Origin of the sequence: Maritalea sp. (assembly GCF_051251695.1) — a bacterium.
Classification (GTDB): domain Bacteria; phylum Pseudomonadota; class Alphaproteobacteria; order Rhizobiales; family Devosiaceae; genus Maritalea.
Genome location: NZ_JBPOEU010000026.1, coordinates 1 through 20821, shown reverse-complemented (window position 1 = coordinate 20821; position 20821 = coordinate 1). Strand labels below are relative to the sequence as shown.

The 20821-nt window shown below is 49.6% G+C and carries 26 protein-coding genes; 12 read left to right on the top strand and 14 right to left on the bottom strand.

From position 1 onward, the window contains the following. Positions 1 to 11: 11 nt before the first annotated feature. The 8 genes from topA to ruvX all read right to left on the bottom strand — a co-directional run bounded on the left by topA (position 12) and on the right by ruvX (position 7970). On the bottom strand, positions 12 to 2612 hold the full coding sequence (topA, locus tag ACSHWX_RS14460) for a type I DNA topoisomerase (RefSeq protein WP_435668936.1): 2601 nt from the start codon (positions 2610 to 2612) through the stop codon (positions 12 to 14). Between the two features lie 162 nt (positions 2613 to 2774). Next, positions 2775 to 3920, bottom strand: a complete 1146-nt coding sequence (dprA, locus tag ACSHWX_RS14455) for a DNA-processing protein DprA (RefSeq protein ID WP_435668935.1) — start codon at positions 3918 to 3920, stop codon at positions 2775 to 2777. A 13-nt stretch (positions 3921 to 3933) separates the two neighbouring features. Next, the gene (gene plsY / locus ACSHWX_RS14450) at positions 3934 to 4542 is read right to left on the bottom strand and encodes a glycerol-3-phosphate 1-O-acyltransferase PlsY (protein ID WP_435668934.1); all 609 of its coding nucleotides are present in this window, start codon (positions 4540 to 4542) and stop codon (positions 3934 to 3936) included. Further along, positions 4543 to 5835, bottom strand: coding sequence for a dihydroorotase (pyrC, locus tag ACSHWX_RS14445; RefSeq protein ID WP_435668933.1), 1293 nt, complete (start codon positions 5833 to 5835; stop codon positions 4543 to 4545). Continuing rightward, positions 5832 to 6785: an aspartate carbamoyltransferase catalytic subunit gene (locus ACSHWX_RS14440; RefSeq protein WP_435668932.1), complete on the bottom strand. Its 954-nt coding sequence runs from the start codon at positions 6783 to 6785 to the stop codon at positions 5832 to 5834. Before ACSHWX_RS14440 ends, pyrC begins: the two co-directional genes overlap by 4 nt. A 145-nt stretch (positions 6786 to 6930) precedes the next feature. Next, positions 6931 to 7113: a DUF3008 family protein gene (locus ACSHWX_RS14435; RefSeq protein WP_435668931.1), complete on the bottom strand. Its 183-nt coding sequence runs from the start codon at positions 7111 to 7113 to the stop codon at positions 6931 to 6933. Positions 7114 to 7143: 30 nt separating this feature from the next. Beyond that, on the bottom strand, positions 7144 to 7308 hold the full coding sequence (locus tag ACSHWX_RS14430; RefSeq protein ID WP_435668930.1) for a hypothetical protein: 165 nt from the start codon (positions 7306 to 7308) through the stop codon (positions 7144 to 7146). A gap of 182 nt (positions 7309 to 7490) precedes the next feature. After that, a complete protein-coding gene (gene ruvX, locus ACSHWX_RS14425; protein WP_435668929.1) occupies positions 7491 to 7970 on the bottom strand; it encodes a Holliday junction resolvase RuvX in 480 nt (159 codons plus the stop codon). Positions 7971 to 8028: 58 nt separating this feature from the next. On the opposite strand from ruvX, the gene ACSHWX_RS14420 reads away from it, so the two are divergent. Beyond that, the gene (locus ACSHWX_RS14420) at positions 8029 to 8553 is read left to right on the top strand and encodes a hypothetical protein (RefSeq protein WP_435668928.1); all 525 of its coding nucleotides are present in this window, start codon (positions 8029 to 8031) and stop codon (positions 8551 to 8553) included. 9 nt (positions 8554 to 8562) lie between these two features. Here ACSHWX_RS14420 and ACSHWX_RS14415 read toward each other — a convergent pair whose 3' ends face one another. Next, complete coding sequence (locus tag ACSHWX_RS14415) at positions 8563 to 8925, bottom strand: DUF1304 domain-containing protein (protein ID WP_435668927.1); 363 nt, start codon at positions 8923 to 8925, stop codon at positions 8563 to 8565. Between the two features lie 214 nt (positions 8926 to 9139). Between ACSHWX_RS14415 and gatC the strand changes: the two genes are divergently transcribed. The 9 genes from gatC (at position 9140) to ACSHWX_RS14370 (ending at position 15300) form a co-directional block, all read left to right on the top strand. Further along, entirely contained in the window at positions 9140 to 9427 is a 288-nt protein-coding gene (gene gatC / locus ACSHWX_RS14410; protein ID WP_435668926.1) for an Asp-tRNA(Asn)/Glu-tRNA(Gln) amidotransferase subunit GatC, read from the top strand. A gap of 5 nt (positions 9428 to 9432) precedes the next feature. Continuing rightward, positions 9433 to 9927, top strand: coding sequence for a GNAT family N-acetyltransferase (locus tag ACSHWX_RS14405; protein ID WP_435668925.1), 495 nt, complete (start codon positions 9433 to 9435; stop codon positions 9925 to 9927). Then, entirely contained in the window at positions 9924 to 11408 is a 1485-nt protein-coding gene (gene gatA / locus ACSHWX_RS14400; protein WP_435668924.1) for an Asp-tRNA(Asn)/Glu-tRNA(Gln) amidotransferase subunit GatA, read from the top strand. The genes ACSHWX_RS14405 and gatA overlap by 4 nt, the downstream gene beginning before the upstream one ends. A 14-nt stretch (positions 11409 to 11422) precedes the next feature. Next, complete coding sequence (locus ACSHWX_RS14395) at positions 11423 to 11737, top strand: chorismate mutase (protein WP_435668923.1); 315 nt, start codon at positions 11423 to 11425, stop codon at positions 11735 to 11737. 58 nt (positions 11738 to 11795) lie between these two features. Beyond that, positions 11796 to 13280, top strand: coding sequence for an Asp-tRNA(Asn)/Glu-tRNA(Gln) amidotransferase subunit GatB (gene gatB, locus ACSHWX_RS14390; RefSeq protein ID WP_435668922.1), 1485 nt, complete (start codon positions 11796 to 11798; stop codon positions 13278 to 13280). A 4-nt stretch (positions 13281 to 13284) separates the two neighbouring features. Further along, positions 13285 to 13782 carry a GNAT family N-acetyltransferase gene (locus ACSHWX_RS14385; RefSeq protein ID WP_435668921.1) on the top strand — a complete coding sequence of 166 codons (498 nt, stop codon included), beginning with the start codon at positions 13285 to 13287 and terminating at the stop codon, positions 13780 to 13782. Positions 13783 to 13865: 83 nt separating this feature from the next. Then, positions 13866 to 14363 carry a GNAT family N-acetyltransferase gene (locus tag ACSHWX_RS14380; RefSeq protein ID WP_435668920.1) on the top strand — a complete coding sequence of 166 codons (498 nt, stop codon included), beginning with the start codon at positions 13866 to 13868 and terminating at the stop codon, positions 14361 to 14363. Beyond that, a complete protein-coding gene (locus tag ACSHWX_RS14375) occupies positions 14353 to 14748 on the top strand; it encodes a VOC family protein (RefSeq protein ID WP_435668919.1) in 396 nt (131 codons plus the stop codon). The genes ACSHWX_RS14380 and ACSHWX_RS14375 overlap by 11 nt, the downstream gene beginning before the upstream one ends. A 225-nt stretch (positions 14749 to 14973) precedes the next feature. Beyond that, on the top strand, positions 14974 to 15300 hold the full coding sequence (locus tag ACSHWX_RS14370) for a BLUF domain-containing protein (RefSeq protein ID WP_435668918.1): 327 nt from the start codon (positions 14974 to 14976) through the stop codon (positions 15298 to 15300). A gap of 59 nt (positions 15301 to 15359) precedes the next feature. Here ACSHWX_RS14370 and ACSHWX_RS14365 read toward each other — a convergent pair whose 3' ends face one another. Then, positions 15360 to 16091 (bottom strand): glutathione S-transferase family protein, encoded by a 732-nt coding sequence (locus ACSHWX_RS14365; RefSeq protein WP_435668917.1) that lies wholly within the window; start codon positions 16089 to 16091, stop codon positions 15360 to 15362. An 80-nt stretch (positions 16092 to 16171) separates the two neighbouring features. Here ACSHWX_RS14365 and ACSHWX_RS14360 point away from each other — a divergent pair, with 80 nt between their 5' ends. Next, positions 16172 to 16897 carry a helix-turn-helix transcriptional regulator gene (locus tag ACSHWX_RS14360; RefSeq protein ID WP_435668916.1) on the top strand — a complete coding sequence of 242 codons (726 nt, stop codon included), beginning with the start codon at positions 16172 to 16174 and terminating at the stop codon, positions 16895 to 16897. Positions 16898 to 16954: 57 nt separating this feature from the next. Next, positions 16955 to 17260, top strand: coding sequence for a putative quinol monooxygenase (locus ACSHWX_RS14355; protein ID WP_435668915.1), 306 nt, complete (start codon positions 16955 to 16957; stop codon positions 17258 to 17260). 17 nt (positions 17261 to 17277) lie between these two features. Here ACSHWX_RS14355 and ACSHWX_RS14350 read toward each other — a convergent pair whose 3' ends face one another. The 4 genes from ACSHWX_RS14350 to purM all read right to left on the bottom strand — a co-directional run bounded on the left by ACSHWX_RS14350 (position 17278) and on the right by purM (position 20699). Beyond that, positions 17278 to 18174: a DMT family transporter gene (locus ACSHWX_RS14350; protein WP_435668914.1), complete on the bottom strand. Its 897-nt coding sequence runs from the start codon at positions 18172 to 18174 to the stop codon at positions 17278 to 17280. Positions 18175 to 18277: 103 nt separating this feature from the next. Further along, the gene (locus ACSHWX_RS14345; RefSeq protein ID WP_435668913.1) at positions 18278 to 18973 is read right to left on the bottom strand and encodes an SDR family oxidoreductase; all 696 of its coding nucleotides are present in this window, start codon (positions 18971 to 18973) and stop codon (positions 18278 to 18280) included. A gap of 11 nt (positions 18974 to 18984) precedes the next feature. Further along, positions 18985 to 19626, bottom strand: a complete 642-nt coding sequence (gene purN / locus ACSHWX_RS14340; RefSeq protein ID WP_435668912.1) for a phosphoribosylglycinamide formyltransferase — start codon at positions 19624 to 19626, stop codon at positions 18985 to 18987. Further along, on the bottom strand, positions 19623 to 20699 hold the full coding sequence (purM, locus tag ACSHWX_RS14335; protein ID WP_435668911.1) for a phosphoribosylformylglycinamidine cyclo-ligase: 1077 nt from the start codon (positions 20697 to 20699) through the stop codon (positions 19623 to 19625). Before purM ends, purN begins: the two co-directional genes overlap by 4 nt. Positions 20700 to 20821 lie beyond the last annotated feature (122 nt).

The following is a 20821-nucleotide window of genomic DNA, read 5'->3' as shown; positions in this document are numbered from 1 at the left end:
ATTTGGACCCCTTATGTTGCTGCGGTCGTCTTTTTCGCCGCTGGTTTCTTTTTGGCCGGAGCCTTTTTCGCTGCTGGCTTTTTGGCTGCTGGCTTTTTCTTGGCCGCGGGCTTCTTTTTAGCTGGCGCTTTGCGTTTTTTCGCTGGGCCTTTTGCAACCTTTTCGGCGATCAATTCCAACGCTCGCTCCAATGTAACGTCTTGAGGATCTGTATCCTTAGGCAATGTCGCATTGATCTTGGCGTGGTTCACATATGCACCATAACGGCCATCTTTAACCGTAATCGGTCCGCCATCAGGGTGATCACCCAGCTCTTTAAGCGTAGCTGCAGCGCCGCGACGACCGCCACCGGCTGCTTTTTCAGCCAGTACCGTCACCGCTCTGTTTAAACCAACAGAAAACACTTCTTCGATATCAGGCAAGTTAGCGTATTTGCCATTGTGCAGAACAAACGGACCATATCGTCCAAGCCCTGCAGTGATCATTTTGCCGTCTTCTGGGTGTTCGCCAACGTCGCGCGGAAGCGAAATCAGTTTTACGGCTTTTTCCAAATCGATTGATTCTGGTGACCAGCCTTTTGGCAAGCCGGCACGTTTCTTTTCGTCGTTATGGACCATTTCCAAATACGGTCCGAAACGACCTGATTTCATCTCGATATCTGCGCCAAATTCAGGGTGCTGGCCTATAACGCCAATACCGGCTGTTTCCGCAGCCTGTCCGGTGGCACTTTCGGCCAATTGGCGGGTGTGCTTGCATTCAGGGTAATTTTCGCACCCAATGAACGCACCAAACTTGCCAAGTTTTAGCGAAAGCTGTCCCGTGTCACAATCAGGGCATTTGCGCGGATCGGAACCATCTTCTTTTGCTGGGAAAATGTGAGAACCAAGCAGCGCGTTGAGTGCGTCCAAGACTTCGGAAACACGCAAATCTTTAATTTCGACAACATGTGCCGAGAAGTCGCGCCAAAAGTTGGTAAGCACGTCTTTGTAATTCACTTCGCCTGCAGAAATGCCGTCGAGCTGTTCTTCAAGATTTGCGGTGAAACTGTATTCTACATAACGCTCGAAGAAACTCTCAAGAAACGCGGTAACCAAGCGGCCACGATCTTCGGGAATGAGCACGCGTTTTTCAAGGCGGATATAATCGCGGTCACGCAATACGCCCAAGGTCGCCGCATAAGTGGAAGGACGGCCAATGCCGAGTTCTTCCATCTTTTTGATCAAACTCGCTTCTGTAAAGCGGGCAGGCGGTTGGGTGTGATGTTGTTCAGCGAGCACGTCGAGCAATGATGGACGATCATTTACATCCAGTTTTGGTAGCTCTTTGGAGTTTTCATCGTCTTTTTCTACAGTGCTTACACCGTAAAGGGACATGAAACCGGGGAATGTTACAACAGACCCAACAGCGCGCAATTCGATTGGCCGAGCGCCTTCAACACGCAAACCAGCGGTTGTTCGTTCAATTTCAGCAGAGCGCATTTGGCTGGCCATTGTGCGCTTCCAGATCAAATCATAGAGCTTTTTCTGATCAGGATCTGAGTTCTTGAGCAGCGCAGGGGTGCGAGACAAATCAGTTGGTCGGATCGCTTCGTGCGCCTCTTGGGCGTTTTTGGCCTTGCTCTGATAAATACGCGCTTTTTCAGGCAGATAATTATCGCCAAAATCGCTGGCGATTTGGCGACGTGTCGCATCAATCGCCTCAGGCGCAATCTGAACACCGTCAGTACGCATATAGGTGATTGAACCGTCTTCATAAAGACGTTGCGCGATTTGCATGGTGCGCGAAGGTGAGAACCCTAAACGGCTTGAGGCATCCTGCTGTATGGTAGAAGTCGTGAACGGTGCATATGGATTACGCTTCGTTGGTTTCTTCTCAACATTATCAACTACAATGTTGCCAGCTTTAATGGCTGCACGAATGCTTTCGGCTTCTTCGCTGGTTTTAATATCGAGTTTGTCGACCTTTTTGCCATCGAGTGCATAAAGGCGTGCATCAAACTTGGTGCCATCTTTTTCGAAATTGGAGGTAACGCTCCAATATTCTTGTGGCTTGAACTTTTCAATTTCGGTTTCGCGTTCGCAAACCAAACGAAGTGCAACAGATTGCACCCGTCCAGCAGAACGAGAGCCTGGCAATTTGCGCCATAGAACGGGAGAAAGCGTAAAGCCCACGAGGTAATCAAGGGCGCGACGTGCCAAATAGGCATCGACCAGCGGCACATCCAAATCACGCGGGTTGGCCATTGCTTCGAGCACAGCATTTTTGGTGATCGCATTGAAAACCACGCGTTTGACGGGCTTGTCTTTAAGCGCCTTCTTTTCCTTGAGCACTTCTAAAACGTGCCAAGAAATTGCTTCACCTTCGCGATCCGGATCGGTCGCGAGGATCAGTTCGTCAGACGCTTTAACAGCGCGGGTGATTTCGGTCAGCCGCTTTTTAGACGCAGCATCAACTTCCCACTTCATCTCAAAATCATGTTCAGGATCGACTGAACCGTCTTTAGATGGCAGGTCGCGAACGTGTCCGAAAGACGCGTACACCTCGAAATCATTTCCGAGATATTTATTGATTGTCTTAGCTTTTGCGGGGCTTTCGACAATTACAACTTTCATCGCGCAACTTCCTTAACTTCACATTTGTGGATCGGCGGCAACATGATCTTGTTCGTTGTGCAATGTCAATCGTTCAACATATCGCACAACTTACCGCATGAAATAATTCGTAGATGTCGTCACCTAGTGGAGAAACATGACGATTTCAAGTGATGTTTGAAATCATTCTGCCAATTTAAGGTTCACCAGTTGTCCGGATGAACGCTCAATGCGTCCTGCAATTTCAAGATCCAGCAATACCATTTGCACGGCTTGTGCAGGCAAAGCGGTGCTACGGATAATTTCATCAATAGCGATTGGGGTGTGGCTTAGGGATGACAATACCTCTTGGGCCGCAGTTGGCGTATCATCTATATCCCAGTCTACAAATTGATCATCGCCATCTTCTTGGAACAAGTCGGGTTGGGCGAGTTCAAAGGTTGTGATTTCTTCTAGGATGTCGTCAACATTTCTAACCAATGTTGCGCCATCGCGGATCAATTTGTTGCCGCCAGCCGCGCGGGGGTCGAGCGGGAAACCGGGAATGGCCATAACATCGCGATTTTGTTCATTTGCCAAACGCGCGGTGATTAATGATCCTGAGCGTATCGCTGCCTCAATCACCAAAACACCAAGGGATATACCAGCCACGATGCGGTTACGGCGGGGGAAGTCGCGGGCGATTGGCCTTGTACCGAACGGCATTTCGGTAACCAGCAAACCACCATTGTCCACGATCGACTTTGCTAGATCGCGATTCTGCTCGGGATAGATAAAGTCTATTCCGCCTGCGAACACAGCAACCGTTCCAGCGCTTAAGCTTGCTGTATGGGCTGCACTGTCGATGCCGCGCGCTAGGCCGGAAATGATTGCATAGCCGTTTTGGCCAAGCTCTGCGGCTAATTGACGGGTGAGGGCCATGCCAGCCGCAGATGCATTGCGCGCGCCCACAATGGCGATGCTTTTATGCAAATCAAATTTCGCCTCGCCCAACACAGAAAGAATGGGCGGGGCGCTTGATGTATGGGCAAGCAAAGGCGGATAGTCTGGTTCGCCCAAGCCGATCAAGTTTCCGCCGATTTTGTGCAGTTTTTCAAGCTCGGCTTCCGCATCTGCGAGAGGGCATATTTTGATGGGTTTGGCCGCGCCGCCTCGGGCTGCGAGTTCGGGCAAAGCAGCAAGAGCGGCGTCCACATGGCCATAGCGATTGATCAATCGCTTAAATGTGGCTGGCCCAACATTTTCGGAGCGGATCAGCCTAAGCCAAGCCAGCTTTTGATTATCAGTGAGATATGTCTTTGGCGGTGTAGGCTCGTCAAATAGCGTCATCAGGGTCTAGACCCTAGCTAGCTGAGGAGGTTTTTTCATCGCCGATTTTGGGTTCAGTACCGTTCATAAGGCGTAAAATATTCTCTTTGTGTCGATAGTATAAAAATAAAGCTGTAATCGCGCATGCCAAGCTTAAGGCAGGACCAGACCAAATCCAAGCATATACAGGCGCAGCTGCAGCAGAACTTAGCGCCGCAAGAGAGGAAAATCGGCGCGCAAATGCAACGATCAGCCAAGTTGCGCCAACAAGCAGTCCAACAATTATGTTGAAGGCAAATAAGGTGCCGATGAATGTGGCATAGCCCTTACCACCTTTAAAGCGCAGCCAAATCGGCCAACAATGCCCAGCAAACGCTGCGATACCAGCAACTAGAGCCGGAATTTCGCCAAGAAAGTATCTTGCCAGCAGCACGGCGATGCCGCCTTTACCTGCATCGAGCAGCAAAGTGGCCAACGCTAAATCTTTGCGGCCAGTGCGCAACACGTTGGTCGCGCCAATACTTTTTGATCCGATTTCGCGAATGTCGCCCAAACCAGCAAGTCGCACCAGAACAAGGCCAAACGGCACGGAACCCAGCAGATAGCCGCCAAGGGCCGCAATGAAGAGCGTTAGAGTAAACATTTATGCTTCTGCCAATTCGTAAATTTTATTGCCATTTAAAAAAGTCGCGGCGACCTTACCACTAAATCGCGCACCTTCAAATGCCGTGTTTCGCGAACGTGATTTTAGGTCATTTTCCGAAGTAACCCACGGGTAATTAAGATCAATTTCGATGAAGTCAGCCGGCACACCTTTTTTGATGCGACCTGCGTTGATGCCAATAAGGTCCGCGGGGTTGCAGGTCATGGCTTTAAGCAAACTCACCAAATCAATTTGCTCTTCATGCACCAGGCGAAGTGCTGCGCTTAGCATCGTTTCAAGGCCAATGGCCCCGTCAACGGCTTCGGCGAAGGGACGGCGCTTGCCTTCAACATCTTGGGGGTCATGGTCGGAGTGAATCACATCGATTGTGCCGTCCACGAGGGCAGCGATCATCGCTTGACGCTCATCTTCGCTTCTTAAAGGCGGTGCGAGTTTGAAATATGTTCGGTAATCACCCACATCATTTTCGTTCAGACATAGATTATTGATCGAAATGCCAGCCGAAATTCGATTTGAGTGCTGCTTCGCCCGGGCAATAATTTCTGCCGATTTGGCACACGATATTTGCGCTGCATGATACCGAACGCCTGTGGCTTCAGCCAATTGCACATCCCGGTCTAGGGGAATGGTTTCAGCAATGTGCGGAATGCCCTTCAACCCAAGACCAGTTGCCAACAGCCCGGCATTCATAACACCGCTTCCTGTCAGGTTTTCATCTGATAGGTGATGGATGATCGGCATGTCAAAATTAGCGGCGTAGGTGAAGGCCGTCTTTAGCAAAGCGGCATTCTGTATGCTCTTGCGTCCATCTGTCAGTGCTTTCGCACCAGCCTCTTTCAGCAATCCAAATTCAGACATGTCTTTGCCGTCTAAACCCTTAGAGATCGCAGCGGCGGGGTAGAATTTAATCTTTGCTGTATCCCGAGCGCGACGGGAAACAAAATCCACCAGCGCGGCATCATCCAGGACAGGGTTGGTGTCCGGCATCAATAGTGCGCTGGTGACACCACCTGCCGCGGCGGCATCTGATGCACTTCGCAGCGTTTCTCTAAATTCTCGACCCGGTTCCCCAGTGAACACCCGCAAATCGACGAGGCCCGGTGCGATTATGTTGCCCTTGGCATCATGGACCTCAGCGCCTTCGGGGGCCGCTTGTTGCCCTTCCACAATATCGACGAACTGACCGTTTTCAATAAGGATTGAGCCATGAATGTCAGTATTGGATGCAGGATCAATAATGCGGGCGTTTTGAACGATCAGTTTGCCACTCATGATTGCGCCTCTCGTGCCAAAAGGGCTTCTAGGACGGCCATCCTGACCGCAACGCCCATTTCAACTTGTTCGGTGATAACAGAGCGATCGCAATCGGCAATTGCTGGATCAATCTCTACGCCGCGATTCATGGGGCCGGGGTGCATCACGATGGCATCCGGTTTAGCGAAGGCCAGTTTTCGCTCGTCTAGCCCGTAGAACCGATAAAATTCGCGTACCGAGGGAATTTGCTGTCCTGTCGAACGTTCGCGCTGGATTCGTAGCATCATCACAACATCTGCGTCCTTTAGGCCTTCTTCCATATCGGTGAAGACTTCTGCGGCAATATGTTCGATGCCTGTTGGCAACATGGTTTTGGGCGCAATCACCCGGGTACGCACATTCATCGCGTTCAACAGCATTAAGTTCGAGCGCGCCACGCGAGAATTTGCAATGTCGCCGCAAATGGCCACCGTGAGCCCATTTAGGCGCCCCTTGTGGCGTCGAATGGTCAATGCGTCCAGCAGCGCTTGGGTTGGATGTTCGTGGGTGCCGTCACCCGCATTGATGACGGAGCACTCTACTTTTTGAGACAAAAGCTTCACTGCGCCGGACGAGGCATGTCTGACCACAATCACGTCCGGTCGCATCGCGTTCAGCGTCGCCGCTGTATCGATGAGGGTTTCACCCTTTTTTACACTTGAAGTGCTCACCGCCATATTGAGAACGTCTGCGCCCAATCGTTTGCCGGCAATCTCGAAGGAGCTTTGGGTTCTGGTGGAATTCTCGAAAAACAAGTTGATCTGCGTTCGACCGGCCAGCGTGTGCTTGGCTTTCTTTTGCTGGCGCGAAACCTGAACCATGGTTTCTGCGCGGTCCAGCAGTTCGGTGATCTCGACGGGATTGAGATCAGCAATAGCTAAAAGGTGCTTTTGGGTGAATGCGTTCTGGAGTGGCGACGTCGTGCTCATATGCCTCGATCCAAGTCGGTTTATTGGGCATACCCCAAGCCCTGAGTTGGCTCAAGGGAAATTGCGACTTTTCACAGGATTAAAGTGAGCGCTCATTCATTATTTGTTGGTCGGTCTGTCAGCGAATTTCGCAAATTAAGTCTCGCTATTCCTTTTTATCCGGAAGTCCATCATTTTTGGTGGACGCTAAGTCCTCCAGCTCATCTTGCGTCATTGTTTCGTACATTTCTTTTGACGCGCCTTGAAGTTCGCCTTCTTTAATTTCGCCGCGCTTTGCAGCAAGGGCTGCTCCGGCGGCTTTTTGCTGGGCCTTAGATTTTGCTTGCATCGCGCCTCTCCGTAAAACTCGACGTTTTGTCTATCCCGCGCTGGTCTGAGTAAAGAAAGATACAACTAAGAAAGCAAGAACGAGAACCGCCGTTGAAATGACCAAAATGCGTAACGCAAAGGTTGGTCGCCCCTGACGGGCTTCGGTAGGCTCGACAACTGTTTTCTCTTCAGTGTGGGTATCATGTTTGGTCATTTGAAAGTCTCCTGTTTTTAGATAAACGGCTAAGTCCGACAAGAGTTCCGACGCAGTTTTCAAAAATCACGTTATATTTTGATCTCGAGAGCTGTGCGATTGATGCTGGGCGTTCCACTAGCTCAGGCGCCTACCGCCCATAGCAACAATCACAACACCGTCAAACGACCAATATGGGAGGTCTAAATTCGACGGCGATCAAGCGCCCCTTGAAGGATGTAGCTTGCCGCCAATTTGTCGACTACTTTGGCCTGTTTGGCACGAGAAATGTCAGCCTCGATCATGGTGCGTGTAACAGCGCTGGTGGACAGCCGTTCGTCCCAAAAAGCCAAAGGGAGGTCGCACTTCTGCATAAAGTTTCGTGCAAAGGCACGGGTTGATTGCGCGCGCGGGCCCTCAGATCCATCCATGTTGAGCGGCAATCCCAAGACAACACCAATGCAGGCATTTTCCTTGATCAACTCCAAAATACGTTCGGCATCCAAACCAAATTTTTTGCGCTTTATGGTTTCGTTGGGCGTTGCGGTCATCTGCAAACCGTCAGAAATGGCAACGCCAATTGTTTTTGTTCCCAGGTCCAAGCCAATAAGGCGACCAGTGGTTGGCAGTGCGTCTAGCGTAAATTGATCAACTTGTGACAAGGGGCGCTCTTTTGCTGGCATTCAAGGTGAAAGTTCCCTAGCTTCTCAGCCAAGTAAGTTCAAGTGAATAGGATATCTCATGCGCATTACATGGTTCGGCAGTAATTGTTTTCGCGTGGCGTTTGGCGACCAACAGTTCGCCTTTTATTCCGATCATGCGGACGAAGGTATCGCTAATGCTGAGCTGACAGCAAATGCTGTCATCATAGACGACACACAATTAGATCCCTTTTTGCCTTATAATGGAGAGCTCCAACGGGTTTCAACTGGTCGGTTAATTGATGAGATGGAGGTTGCAAACTCCTATTTTCGTTTGGGTGAGATGTTTGTATTAGACGCGCCGCCTGACGAGCGATTGATTCTTATCGCCGGAAACAAAGACCCGTTAGAGAATCTATCAGAAGAGATTGAGGGTGCCGCTGTGCTGATTAGCGCATGTTTCGATGATGTAGTGCAGCGCGTGGCTGATTTGGAGAATTCCGGCGCACGACAATTGCTGCTGGCAATCACCGATCAGGACAAGCTAGACATGTCTGTCTTCACTCAAAAAGCGGGAAAGTTGCGTCTGCAATTGTTGGAGCGGGGGTTTGCTATTGAGCTTTAGTCTCAACTTCTAGGTGAACATCACCAGAAGAATTGCGATTAGTGCTGGTACAGACTGCACATACAATATTCTCTTTGATGCTGTCAGCGCGCCATAGACACCTGCAATAAACACGCACCCCAAGAAGAATAGGGCAACATTTTTCGCCCATTCAGCATCGCCAATCATCAAAGACCAGATTAAGCCTGCGGCGAGGAAACCATTATATAGTCCTTGATTGGCAGCCATTGCCTTTGTTGGGGTAAATAGGTCAGCGGGGAAGCTGCGAAAAATTTTTGGACCACGACTTTCCCAGGCGAACATTTCAAACCAAAGAATGTAGAAATGTAGCAAAGCGATTAGCGCAACTAAAACCATTGAAAAAACTGACATATTGGTCCTCATATTCGAATTGGGTGGTGCAATTGTATGCAACTCTTGCGCCCACAATGATTGCCAATGTTACATGACGCAATAGCTCACGGATTGATATGAGTATCAGTTGAATGGTTAAATCGGTAAAATTCGTACGTCTTTTGGTTGTCAGGCCCCACTGGCGTTGCTAAAAGCGCAAATAATCTTTCCTGAATTTTCGAGGAGTTCTCATATGTCGGTCGATGCCGATACAGTAAAACGTATTGGGCGGCTTGCCCGTATTGAAGTCAAAGATAATGATGTTGATAATCTCAAAAATGAGCTCAACACCATTTTGGACTTTGTGGAGCAGCTTTCCGAAGTTGATGTTACCGGCGTTGAGCCGATGACATCTGTCGCGCCGATGGCTTTGCGCCGTCGTGAAGATAAGGTCACCGATGGTGGTTATCCGGACAAGATTGTCGTGAACTCGCCGCTGACTGAAGATAATTTCTTCATGGTGCCAAAGGTTGTTGAGTAACAACTATGCCGGTGACCGTTTATGTTGAATCTCCATTGCAGGATGATGTGCGCGAGTTGATCGCCGCATTAAATGCGCATCTTGCACCGTTAGCGCCTGCCGAATTTAATTTCTGCATGACGGTAGAAGATATGGCAGATGATACAACAACGGTGTTTGTCGCTCGCGATGATGATGGCAGTGCCGTCGGGCTTGGGGCGCTTAAGGATCACGGTGATGGTCTTGGCGAAGTCAAACGCATGTTTACGCTGCCAGAAATGCGCGGCAAACGTGTTGGTGTGCGGTTGCTCAACGCCATTCAAGACAAAGCCCGGGTGAGCGGACATAAACGGCTGGTGCTTGAAACTGGTGTTGGCGAAGGCTATGCCGGCGCTTACCGATTATATGAGAATGCTGGGTTTAACAAATGTGGCCCAGTGCTGGATTATCCGGATAGCGAGCATTCTGCCTTTTTTGAGAAAGAACTCGTAATGGGCGGGTTTGAGGAACTAATTCGATGACAACTGATCTAACAAGATTGACACTTGCTGATACGGCCAAAGGCCTAAAGGCAAAAGACTTTACCTCTAAGGAAGTAACAGCTTCCTATCTTTATGCGATTGAGAAAGCTCAGGCGCTGAATGCCTATGTGGCGGTGACTGCGGATCAAGCGCTGGAAATGGCTGAGCAAAGTGATGCCAAGCTGCAAAATGGTCAGGGCGGAACGCTAGAAGGTGTGCCGTTGGGCATCAAAGACCTATTTGCCACCAAGGGCGTTCATACGCAAGCCGGTAGCCACATTCTTGATGGGTTCAAACCAGAATACGAAAGTACGGTCACTCAAAACCTTTGGGACGATGGCGCGGTTATGTTGGGTAAACTCAACATGGACGAATTTGCCATGGGTTCATCCAACGAAACTTCTTATTACGGCCCCGTAATCAATCCTTGGCGCGGTGAAGGGTCAAACGCTGATCTTGTCCCAGGTGGTTCGTCTGGCGGGTCGGCATCTGCTGTGGCTAGTTGGTTGTGCGCTGGTGCGACAGCAACCGATACTGGCGGTTCCATTCGCCAACCCGCGGCATTCACGGGCACTGTTGGAATCAAACCAACATATGGTCGTGCTTCGCGCTGGGGTACGGTGGCTTTTGCGTCGTCTCTTGATCAAGCGGGACCGATTGCGCGTACGGTTGAAGATGCTGCGATCATGACCACGTCAATTTGTGGCTTTGATCCAAAAGACTCAACATCAGTTGATATGGCAGTTCCAGACTTTGCAGCTGCGGTAGAACGCGGCGTAAAAGGCCTTGTGATTGGCGTACCCAAAGAATATCGCATGGACGGAATGCCAGCTGAGATTGAAAAGCTTTGGTTACAGGGTCTAGAATGGCTCAAGGCAGAAGGCGCGACGATCAAAGACATTTCTTTGCCGCATACAAAATATGCTTTGCCTGCTTACTACATTGTGGCCCCAGCGGAAGCTTCTTCCAACCTGGCGCGATATGATGGCGTGAAATACGGCCTTCGGGTGCCGGGTAAAGACATCACAGAGATGTATGAGCAAACACGCGCCGCAGGGTTTGGCCGTGAAGTTCAACGTCGGGTGATGATCGGAACCTACGTGCTTTCCGCAGGCTATTACGATGCCTATTACGTACAAGCGCAAAAGGTGCGCACACTGATCAAGAAAGACTTCGAAGATGTCTTTAACGACGGTGTTGACGCAATTCTTACGCCAGCTACGCCATCTGCTGCATTTGGAGTTGCTGATCAGGAAATGAAGGCTGACCCAATCAAAATGTACCTCAACGACATTTTCACGGTGACAGTGAATATGGCCGGATTGCCAGGCATTGCGGTGCCAGCAGGTAAAGACGGGCAGGGCCTACCACTGGGTTTGCAGTTGATTGGTAAGCCGTTTGATGAAGAGACATTGTTCGCCGCAGGCCGCGTGATTGAAAAATCACATGGTTTGGACTTCACGCCGAATAAGTGGTGGTAAACGGATAAGGGCCAATGACAGACCAGATCAAAAAACCAGCCGAGTGCGAAACGAAACAGGATGTCCGCGCAGAAATTGACAGGTTAGACCAAGCCTTGATCAATCTATTTGCTGAACGGCACGGTTATGTGACCAGAATGGCAGAGATAAAATCGGATCCCCACGAAGCATTTGATAAGGCGCGGATTGAGGCGGTTGTCGATAAAGTACGTGCTCGCGCGCTGGAAAAACAACTTGATGAGGACCAGGCCGAATTGATTTGGCGCACCCTGATCGACTGGAATGTGAATTTTGAAAAAGGCGTTATCGCCGCCCGTCGCAGCAAATAGCTCGTCAGCTATTCGCTCGCCAGCTATCGCCAACCGGCAACAGATTAAGAGATCCGATATGACACAACTCATTGATACACGTACGCCAGACCCGAAGAAATTCATCAAGGGCGCGACAGGCGACTGGGAAATGGTGCTGGGGCTGGAAGTTCATGCTCAGGTGACTTCAGAATCAAAATTGTTCTCAGGTTCTTCAACCGAATTTGGCCAACCGCCCAACAATAATGTTAGTTTTGTCGACGCGGCTATGCCCGGCATGCTGCCCGTGATCAACGAAGAATGCGTTCGCCAAGCGGTGCGTACTGGTTTGGGCTTGAAGGCAAAGATCAACAAGCGATCGCTTTTTGACCGCAAAAACTATTTCTACCCAGATTTGCCCCAAGGTTATCAGATTTCCCAATTCAAAGACCCGATTGTTGGCGAAGGCAAAGTCTATCTTGATATGGGCGAAGACGGTGAAGTTGAGATCGGCGTAGAGCGCTTGCACCTTGAGCAAGATGCAGGCAAGTCAATCCACGACCAACATCCGAACATGAGCTTTGTGGACTTGAACCGTTCAGGCGTTGCCTTGATGGAAATCGTTTCCATGCCTGACTTGCGCTCTGCTGATGAAGCCAAGGCATACATTAGCAAGCTGCGCACGATCTTGCGTTATTTGGGCACATGTGACGGCAACATGGAGCAGGGCTCTATGCGGGCAGACGTGAACGTTTCGGTTCGTCGCCCAGGGGGTGAATTTGGTACGCGTTGCGAGATCAAAAACGTCAACTCTGTGCGCTTTGCGGGGCAGGCGATTGAATTCGAAGCCCGTCGTCAAATCGATATTTTGGAGGATGGTGGCACCATTGACCAGGAAACTCGGCTGTTCGATCCAAAGTTGGGCGAAACACGTTCAATGCGTTCAAAAGAAGAAGCGCATGATTACCGTTATTTCCCAGATCCTGATTTGTTGCCGCTTGAGTTTGACGATGCATATATCGAAGAATTGGCAAAAGACTTGCCGGAGCTACCAGACGAAAAACGCGCACGTTTCATGAAGGAATTTGGCCTTACCGCCTATGATGCGAGTGTTTTGGTCGCAGACCGGGAGAGCGCTGCGTACTACGAAAACGTCGCAAATGGACGTGATGGAAAATTGGCCGCCAACTGGGTGATCAATGAATTGTTTGGTCGTTTGAACAAAGAGAACCAAGATGTCACAACCAGCCCGGTGTCAGCTGCGCAATTGGGCGGAATCGTCGAGCTAATTTCCAACGGCGAAATCTCTGGTAAAATCGCCAAAGACTTGTTTGAGATTGTTTGGACAGAAGGCGGCGACCCAGCGACCTTGGTTGAGACACGCGGTATGAAACAGGTCACGGACACCGGCGCGATTGAAGCGATTGTTGATGAGATTGTTGCGGCAAACCCAGATCAGGTCGCTAAAGCGCAGCAAAATCCAAAACTGATGGGATGGTTTGTTGGTCAAGTGATGAAAGCGTCACAAGGCAAGGCAAACCCGCAGGCGGTAAACGAAATTCTCAAGTCGAAATTGGGTCTTTAAAAAAATGGCTGCGGATCATAAAGCGTTTTTGATCCGCACCGCCAAACCCGCAGATGCCGAAATGCTGAGCGTCATGATGATTAAGTCGTGGCGCGAAAGCTATGTGCAGATAATTTCACCAACTAAACTTGATGCAATCTGCAGTCTTTGGCTAAACCCAAGCAAATTCCACGAACGGCTTTGTGATGATAACGCTTGCAATTTAGTCGCTGAATGTAGCGGCGAGCTTGTCGGCCATGCCCATGTTTTGCCGCGTGAAAATGATTCAGTGCTGGTGGCCTATCTATATGTGCTGCAAAACCATGCACGGCGGGGAATAGGGCAAACGCTTCTAAAATCCGCAATTGATTGTTTTCCCGGCACTGAGCATGTGGAATTGGGTGTTTTTGAAGACAACCATGCCGCCATTGCATTTTACAAAGCGGTTGGTTTTTTTGAGGCGGGACCAGAACCAACGCAACCGGATGAACCAACCAGCATAAAAATGACGATGGCGATTTAGGTTTTTCATCTTCGGATAGCGCGTTAGGATTGAGCCTACTCGATTGCACGTTTCTAAAACGCAACCATATGGCAGGTTCAGCGATGAAAATTAGAAGTTCAGAAGTTGGTGATGCCGAGGAACTGAAACAGTCTCTTCTTAATATCTGGCGCGAAACGTATGACGCGTTTTTAGGGGTCGAACGGGTTACAAACCTAACCACTGGCTGGCACACCCTAGAAAAACTGAGGCAAGAGGCAATGGATGAATATATCTGTTCATTGGTTGCCTTGGATGGGACATCAATTGTAGGACATGCATTGATGTATGAGCGTGCGCCAGGTGAATTGCATCTGGCTCGCCTTTATCTCGCCCACGATTATCATGGAAAAGGCATTGGCAAACACCTGTTGGACGAGGCAATTAGAGCGTTTCCAAACGCACAAAAAGTGCAACTGGAAACCTATGAAGTGAATACAAAAGCTGTGAATTTCTATAAATCTCAAGGGTTTGAGGTGACGGACAAGCTAAGGGATGCCTATAGTGAGGATGAGCTATATGAGTTTGTTATGGAGCGGGATTTAAAGCGCGATGAGCAATGATGTTTCAAGACTATTCTATACAATTTTGGCCAAAGACGTTGCGGCCAGCGCTGATTTTTACACCACAATCTTAGATCTAAAACGCCATTTTGACAGCGATTGGTTTGTCATTCTTGTGCCTAAAACAGGGCCATTGATCGAGCTTGCGATACTGGACGTTGATAACCCCATTGTACCCGCCGAAATGGCAGCGCGGGCGACCGGGGGAATTTTGACCTTCGTCGTTCAAGACGTACATATTTCGCACAAGTTGGCATTGACCGCTGGGGCAAAAATTGTCTCTCCACCAACCGCGATGCCTTACGGGCAAGAACGCATGTTGATTGAAGACCCAAGCGGTCAATTGATCGACATTTCTTCGCCCACGGTACCGATGCAAGAATAGCCTTGATGCTTTGTTTTCGCATTTTGCTGACCGCCCATTCTCAATTTTGATCAAAGTCGAACAATACGTTCGACAAATCGAACTATACTTCGGCAAAATCATGTATTCAGCTCGTCGCGTTATTGTAAATATTTGAGTCGTAACAGGAATTGAGTTTTAAAGCGCACAAGCATTGTGCTTTGAATGTTCCGCCCAATTGTTAAACGTATAAAAGGGTGGTGAGAATTGATTAGACTACTTTATTTCAGTACGGCCGGTGCAAATGTCACACCGGCAATGATCAATAAAATTGTGAGCAAAGCATCATTATCGAATGAGCAACGGTCAGTGACCGGCGCTTTGGCATTTAACGGTGTAAATTTTGCACAGGTGCTGGAAGGGGAAGCAGATCAGGTCCATCCTTTAATGGACGCCATACGATCTGACCCGCGGCACACCGGCGTGAAAGAAATGATGCAAAAAGATATTGAAGAACGCGCCTTCGAGGGGTGGGGCATGAAGCTGGTCGGCGGGTTGGAGTTCGACTTGTTGGTCGATAGCATGCTCCAATAAGGTGGTGTTCATTCCACTTTTTACGAGGTAGGGTGGCGCAAGATACACCACCCCTAGCATTACGCCGCTTGTAGTTGCGCTTTGTCCGCATTTGGGAAGAATAGCGTGGATATTCTATCCAAGAACGCCAGCAGGTTGGGGTGGCTCCTTACATAATCAGCAAGCGGTGCGGGAACTGGATTGTTCACGCAATTGCTCAAAACGCCGTAGATGCTTGCATCAATCGATGTTGGTTTGTTGCTCATGAAATAGTCGCTCGATCCCAGCAACGTGCTGGTGTCGTCGATAATCCGCTTAGCAAGTTGGTAGACTTCTTCAGCTGTGTGCCGTCCCGTGCCTTGGCCAAACAATGATGTGCGCATCATAGTAAGGGCTTGCGGTGCGATCTCTTTGCGCACTTGTTCTGGCATGTTGCCAAAGAAAATCTCTTCCATGATTGGCCAGTTTTCCTCAATCTGCCAACGTGAATAGACCAAAATGAAATAGAGCTGCTCTTCCATCGTGCTCATCAACATGCGACCGACTGCACGATCCATTGGCGACATTTCGTTCAACAGATCAATGTTGTAAGCGGTTTTGAGGTGCATTTCGATAAATTGAGTGTCGCCTATGCGTTCACCCCCGTCTTCAATGAACGGCGCTTTTTGCTTCGGCCCCTCCATCGGACTCATTTGAAGCTGCCGATCAAATTCGACGCCAGACAGCTGCAAGATCATATCTAGCTTTGTGCAAAACGGACTTAGGTTAGGTTTGCCGGGCTCAGTTGGTGGCTGGAAGAACTGGATGGTCATTTCATTTTCCTTGGATGGTTGAATGACGTTCAATATACTGACATGCTGCTGACAGCATGGTGTCAGCATTGGACTGAAAAATGAGAAGAGCGGATCGATTGTTGCAGATTGTGCAAATTTTGCGCCGGGCCAATGGAGAGCCTATTTCGGCAAAAAAGATTGCAGAAGAACTAGAAGTGAACCTGCGCACAATCTATCGCGACATGGTCGCCCTCGAATCGATCAATGTACCCGTGCGTGGCGAAGCTGGGATCGGCTATGTGTTGGAGGGCGGGTTTGACCTTCCGCCGCTCATTTTCAACTCCGTGGAATTGGAAACACTTATGTTGGGCGCCCGTTGGGTTGGGGTATATGGCGACGTTGACCAGCGCGTCGCGGCCCAAGATGTTGTGGCAAAAATTGGTGCGGTTTTGCCCCAAGAGTTGAAGGATGAGTTCTTTGACATTCCATATTATGCGCCGCAAAAATCGAATGAAAGGTTTGAGGGGACAGTCACTTCCCATCAATTGCGGGCCGCGCTCAAAGCCGCAAAAATTGTCGAAATGTCCTATTGCGACGAAAAGGGAGAGCGGTCAACGCGTCGGGTGTGGCCCATTTCATTGGCATATTTTGATTTCAAGCGGTTGCTTTTGGTTTGGTGTGAATTGCGGCAGGACTTTCGCGCATTTCGTGCGGATCGTATTGAGACATTCGTTCGAACTGACGAGCCAATTCCCAAGAATCAAAATGCATTGCGGGCAGAATGGTGGAAATATGAGCAAAACCGACGCGCGCAAGAAGATAAATGGAGCTTGTCTTACAAATAATGTCGAATTTGACCATCGCCGTTCGACAGTTTGATGAAGGAACCAAAGGATAGTCAAATGAATGGAATTGTTATTTCGTATCAATATTCTGGTGATGAGGACGAATGGAAAGCTGTCACCCAAGCATTTGTTGCTGCCATTGAGGCTGACGAAAAACTCGGTGGTCGGTTTACATATATCGTCACAAAATCGCGTAGCACGGATACGCGAACCCATATTGGGCGATGGACCAGCCAGGAAGCGCTAGAACTCATGCAGTCTCGGGAGTATTTCAAGACATTCTCAGGCAAATTGAAGGCGATGGCTGGTGACAGTCTTCATCCCGAAGGCATGGAAGTCATCACGCAAACTGGATTGGCGTAAGCTACAGGCTTGGGCATTTATCCTGCAGACTTTGTGCGCCCAAACCACGCGAACAACCGTCCGTCAATCATCAGAATGCCGACAAAAATCGCCATCATGCCCAATATTTGGATAAGCAATAATTGTTCGCCCAGCACCAAAATACCCAAGCCGATGGCCGAGATTGGCGCAATGAACGTGGAAGTTGAAAAGTTGGTTGCGCCCACGCGTTCGAGCAATCGATAGATGATCAAAAACGGAATGGCGGTGGCGATGATCCCAATATAAGCGAGCGACCAATAGGTCGCAGCATTTTGGATTGTCGGCATACCTTCGAACACCAATACAAACGGCAATAATGCGATCGATGCACCTGTTAGCGCGACACAGGCGACAAATGTGGGATTAATAGCGCGAAAATGTCGGGCCCAGTTAATGGCTATGCCGTAGCAAAGCGTCGCGACAATCATCAGGCCAAGGGCCCAGATTTCGCTGTCGCCGCCTTGCTGAAGTGCGGGAATGGCCAAAATGGAAACACCAGCGAACGCAGCGATAACGCCGAGTGATTTGTGTTTAGTTGCTTTTTCGCCGCCAACCCAGAAGTGGGAAACAATAACCACCATAATGGGGGTGAGGGCGTTGGCGATACCCGCGACCCCAACCGCAATAAATTTCTGTGCGAGCGGGAACAGCGCAAACGGAATTGCAAAGTTAACGACGCCCATCAGCGAGAGCTCGCCATAGGTGCGGCTAAACTTGGGAAGCCTGTTGCCTGTTGCGAAATAAAAAATCCAACAGGTGGTTGCGGCAATGGCAACGCGGCCAAATGAAATACTTAGCGGGCCAAGCTCACGAATCATCAGGGCATTAAAAAGGAACGACCCGCCCCAAATAATCCCCATAACGATAATGATCAGCCAGTCTTGAAGTTTCATCGAAAAGCACCGCCAAATAAATCAGATACTTTTAGCTATGATGGTCAGCTGCGGATTTGTCGAACCGAAAATTACGATTGGATCATCATTATTTGTGATGGGGTCACCAAACGTGTGGTTCACCGTTCCATTTGAAGAATTTGCCGCTGTTTGCCAGTGTGAGTTGGCTAAAGCATTTGAAAAGTCCCGCAGCGCTTTCTTGTGGTGTTATTTCTGCCCCGCTGCCGCCCATATCTGTTTTCACCCAACCAGGATGGTATAGCGTGACTGCTATGTTTTCATCCCGAAGTTCAACTGACAAGGTCTGCATAGCTTTGTTGACGGCGGCTTTGGTTGAGCGATATGCGTAACTGCCCCGACTTTCACGGCCGAGTGCGCCCATTTGGCTTGATATGGTGACAATTTTGCCGTTGTCACTCTTTCGCACATTCTCGATTAAAGCCTGGGACACACGTACCGGGCCAAGCGTGTTGATTGTAAATGTTTCTATCCACGCGTCAAAATCGATATCACCAAATGACTGGTGATCGCCACCAATGACACCAGCGTTATTGACCAGCACATCGACTGTTTTGTTGCCAATATATTTTGCAAAGTTAGCAACAGACGCACCGTTAGAAACGTCTAGTGTAGCGATCTCAACGTTTGGATTATCATCTGCCAGTGATTTTAGGGCATCTGCTTTTTCTGGTGTGCGGCACGTGGCAACAATGTGCCAATCGCCATCGCCCAAATAGCATTTGACCAATTCCAAACCGATTCCGCGATTCGCGCCGGTAATTACTACTGTCTGGGTCACAAGCATTGCTCCTATTGGGGCCAAATAAACTGGGCCTTGTCAGCTGCTGCGACATCATTATTGCCGCTATTTTCAATATATTGCTTTAGGGCGATCGGATAAATCTGATGTTCAACCTTAAGAATACGCGCGCCCAAACGTTCAGCGTCATCACTGTCTAGAACAGGTACAACGCCGTGCAGCACAGGGCGTCCAGCATCTAGTTCAGGTGTTACTTCATGTACGGTGGCGCCTGAAATTCTTACGCCAGCATCAAGCGCTTGCTGTTGCGGGTTGAGGCCCTTAAACGATGGCAAGAGCGAAGGGTGGATGTTGAGCATTTTGCCGACCCACTTTTGCGCGAACGCATCGGAATGGATGCGCATATAACCTGCAAGGCATATGAGTTCGGTGCCCCAGGCTTCAAGTGTTGAATCAAGTGCTTCACAAAATGCTTCACGGCTGTCGAAATCTTTATGTGAAATAACAGCCGTTTGAATGCCTTGTTGCTTAGCATGGTCCAAGCCAGCAGCATCGGCGCGGTTGGAGAAAACACCAATAATTTCAGCGGGGTAAGCAGGGTCGTTCGCAGCTTGAATCAGCGTACGCATGTTTGAGCCACGACCAGAAATTAGAATCGCAACCTTGGTCTTGATGCGGGTATGGCCGCTCATAGATTGAGCTCTCCACGATAGGTAACCGCATCGCCGTCACGTTCGCTAAGTTCACCAAGAATGAGCGGGTCTTCTCCCGCAGACTTCAACTCAGCGATAAGGGCGTCTTTTTGATCTGCACCAGCAACCAGCACCATGCCAACCCCACAGTTGAATGTGCGCATCATTTCGTCGGTTTCAATGCCGCCTTGATCGGCTAGCCAGCGGAACACGGGTGGTGCTGTGATGGCAGAGCGGTCGATATTTGCAGCCAAATTGTCTGGCAGTACGCGTGGAATGTTTTCAGTGAAGCCGCCGCCAGTAATATGCGCGAGGGCTTTGATCTTCGCGCCGTTCTTAAGCGCAGCCAATATCTGGCGCACATAGATGCGGGTGGGGCGCAGCAAAGCCTCACCCAAACTCACATCATTTTCAAATGGTGCTGGCGCATCCCAAGTCAAACCGGAAAGCTCAACAATTTTGCGCACTAAAGAATAGCCGTTTGAATGAACACCTGATGAGCGAAGGCCGATAATCACGTCACCCGCCGCGATGTCATCGGTCGGCAGCATTTGGCCGCGTTCAGCGGCACCGACACAAAACCCGGCCAAATCATAATCGCCAGCTTTATACATGCCGGGCATTTCGGCGGTCTCGCCGCCAATGAGCGCGCAATTCGCGTCTCTGCAACCAGCTGCGATACCTTCGACAACGGCAACAGCAACGTCGTTTTCAAGTTTGCCAGTGGCATAGTAGTCCAGAAAGAACAGGGGCTCAGCGCCTTGCACGATTAAATCGTTTACGCACATAGCAACCAAATCAATCCCGACCGTGTTGTGAACACCGCTATCGATGGCAATTTTGAGCTTGGTGCCCACACCGTCATTAGCCGCAACCAAGATTGGATCGACAAAACCTGCGGCCTTGAGATCAAACAATCCACCAAAGCCGCCAATTTCGGTATCAGAGCCGGGGCGCTTGGTGGATTTAACGGCTGGTTTTATTCGTTCGACCAGCTCATTCCCGGCGTCGATATCAACGCCTGCGTCGCGATATGACAGGCCGTTGGTTTTTTTTGATGCTTTATCTGGCATAGTGTGCCCCAATCCCTATTTTTAGGCATGTTCACGGCTAAACGTGAAAATGTTGATGCGGTCAGCCATATCTGGTTGAATATCCGCATTCAAAGCGATATCAGCGCTGATAAAGGTTTGAG

What these genes read in the sequence shown, in the direction of transcription:
- topA (WP_435668936.1), bottom strand. Translation starts at nt 2,612, where the DNA reads ATGAAAGTTGTAATTGTCGAAAGCCCCGCAAAAGCTAAGACAATCAAT.
- dprA (WP_435668935.1), bottom strand. Translation starts at nt 3,920, where the DNA reads ATGACGCTATTTGACGAGCCTACACCGCCAAAGACATATCTCACTGAT.
- plsY (WP_435668934.1), bottom strand. Translation starts at nt 4,542, where the DNA reads ATGTTTACTCTAACGCTCTTCATTGCGGCCCTTGGCGGCTATCTGCTG.
- pyrC (WP_435668933.1), bottom strand. Translation starts at nt 5,835, where the DNA reads ATGAGTGGCAAACTGATCGTTCAAAACGCCCGCATTATTGATCCTGCA.
- ACSHWX_RS14440 (WP_435668932.1), bottom strand. Translation starts at nt 6,785, where the DNA reads ATGAGCACGACGTCGCCACTCCAGAACGCATTCACCCAAAAGCACCTT.
- ACSHWX_RS14435 (WP_435668931.1), bottom strand. Translation starts at nt 7,113, where the DNA reads ATGCAAGCAAAATCTAAGGCCCAGCAAAAAGCCGCCGGAGCAGCCCTT.
- ACSHWX_RS14430 (WP_435668930.1), bottom strand. Translation starts at nt 7,308, where the DNA reads ATGACCAAACATGATACCCACACTGAAGAGAAAACAGTTGTCGAGCCT.
- ruvX (WP_435668929.1), bottom strand. Translation starts at nt 7,970, where the DNA reads ATGCCAGCAAAAGAGCGCCCCTTGTCACAAGTTGATCAATTTACGCTA.
- ACSHWX_RS14420 (WP_435668928.1), top strand. Translation starts at nt 8,029, where the DNA reads ATGCGCATTACATGGTTCGGCAGTAATTGTTTTCGCGTGGCGTTTGGC.
- ACSHWX_RS14415 (WP_435668927.1), bottom strand. Translation starts at nt 8,925, where the DNA reads ATGTCAGTTTTTTCAATGGTTTTAGTTGCGCTAATCGCTTTGCTACAT.
- gatC (WP_435668926.1), top strand. Translation starts at nt 9,140, where the DNA reads ATGTCGGTCGATGCCGATACAGTAAAACGTATTGGGCGGCTTGCCCGT.
- ACSHWX_RS14405 (WP_435668925.1), top strand. Translation starts at nt 9,433, where the DNA reads ATGCCGGTGACCGTTTATGTTGAATCTCCATTGCAGGATGATGTGCGC.
- gatA (WP_435668924.1), top strand. Translation starts at nt 9,924, where the DNA reads ATGACAACTGATCTAACAAGATTGACACTTGCTGATACGGCCAAAGGC.
- ACSHWX_RS14395 (WP_435668923.1), top strand. Translation starts at nt 11,423, where the DNA reads ATGACAGACCAGATCAAAAAACCAGCCGAGTGCGAAACGAAACAGGAT.
- gatB (WP_435668922.1), top strand. Translation starts at nt 11,796, where the DNA reads ATGACACAACTCATTGATACACGTACGCCAGACCCGAAGAAATTCATC.
- ACSHWX_RS14385 (WP_435668921.1), top strand. Translation starts at nt 13,285, where the DNA reads ATGGCTGCGGATCATAAAGCGTTTTTGATCCGCACCGCCAAACCCGCA.
- ACSHWX_RS14380 (WP_435668920.1), top strand. Translation starts at nt 13,866, where the DNA reads ATGAAAATTAGAAGTTCAGAAGTTGGTGATGCCGAGGAACTGAAACAG.
- ACSHWX_RS14375 (WP_435668919.1), top strand. Translation starts at nt 14,353, where the DNA reads ATGAGCAATGATGTTTCAAGACTATTCTATACAATTTTGGCCAAAGAC.
- ACSHWX_RS14365 (WP_435668917.1), bottom strand. Translation starts at nt 16,091, where the DNA reads ATGACCATCCAGTTCTTCCAGCCACCAACTGAGCCCGGCAAACCTAAC.
- ACSHWX_RS14360 (WP_435668916.1), top strand. Translation starts at nt 16,172, where the DNA reads ATGAGAAGAGCGGATCGATTGTTGCAGATTGTGCAAATTTTGCGCCGG.
- ACSHWX_RS14355 (WP_435668915.1), top strand. Translation starts at nt 16,955, where the DNA reads ATGAATGGAATTGTTATTTCGTATCAATATTCTGGTGATGAGGACGAA.
- ACSHWX_RS14350 (WP_435668914.1), bottom strand. Translation starts at nt 18,174, where the DNA reads ATGAAACTTCAAGACTGGCTGATCATTATCGTTATGGGGATTATTTGG.
- purN (WP_435668912.1), bottom strand. Translation starts at nt 19,626, where the DNA reads ATGAGCGGCCATACCCGCATCAAGACCAAGGTTGCGATTCTAATTTCT.
- purM (WP_435668911.1), bottom strand. Translation starts at nt 20,699, where the DNA reads ATGCCAGATAAAGCATCAAAAAAAACCAACGGCCTGTCATATCGCGAC.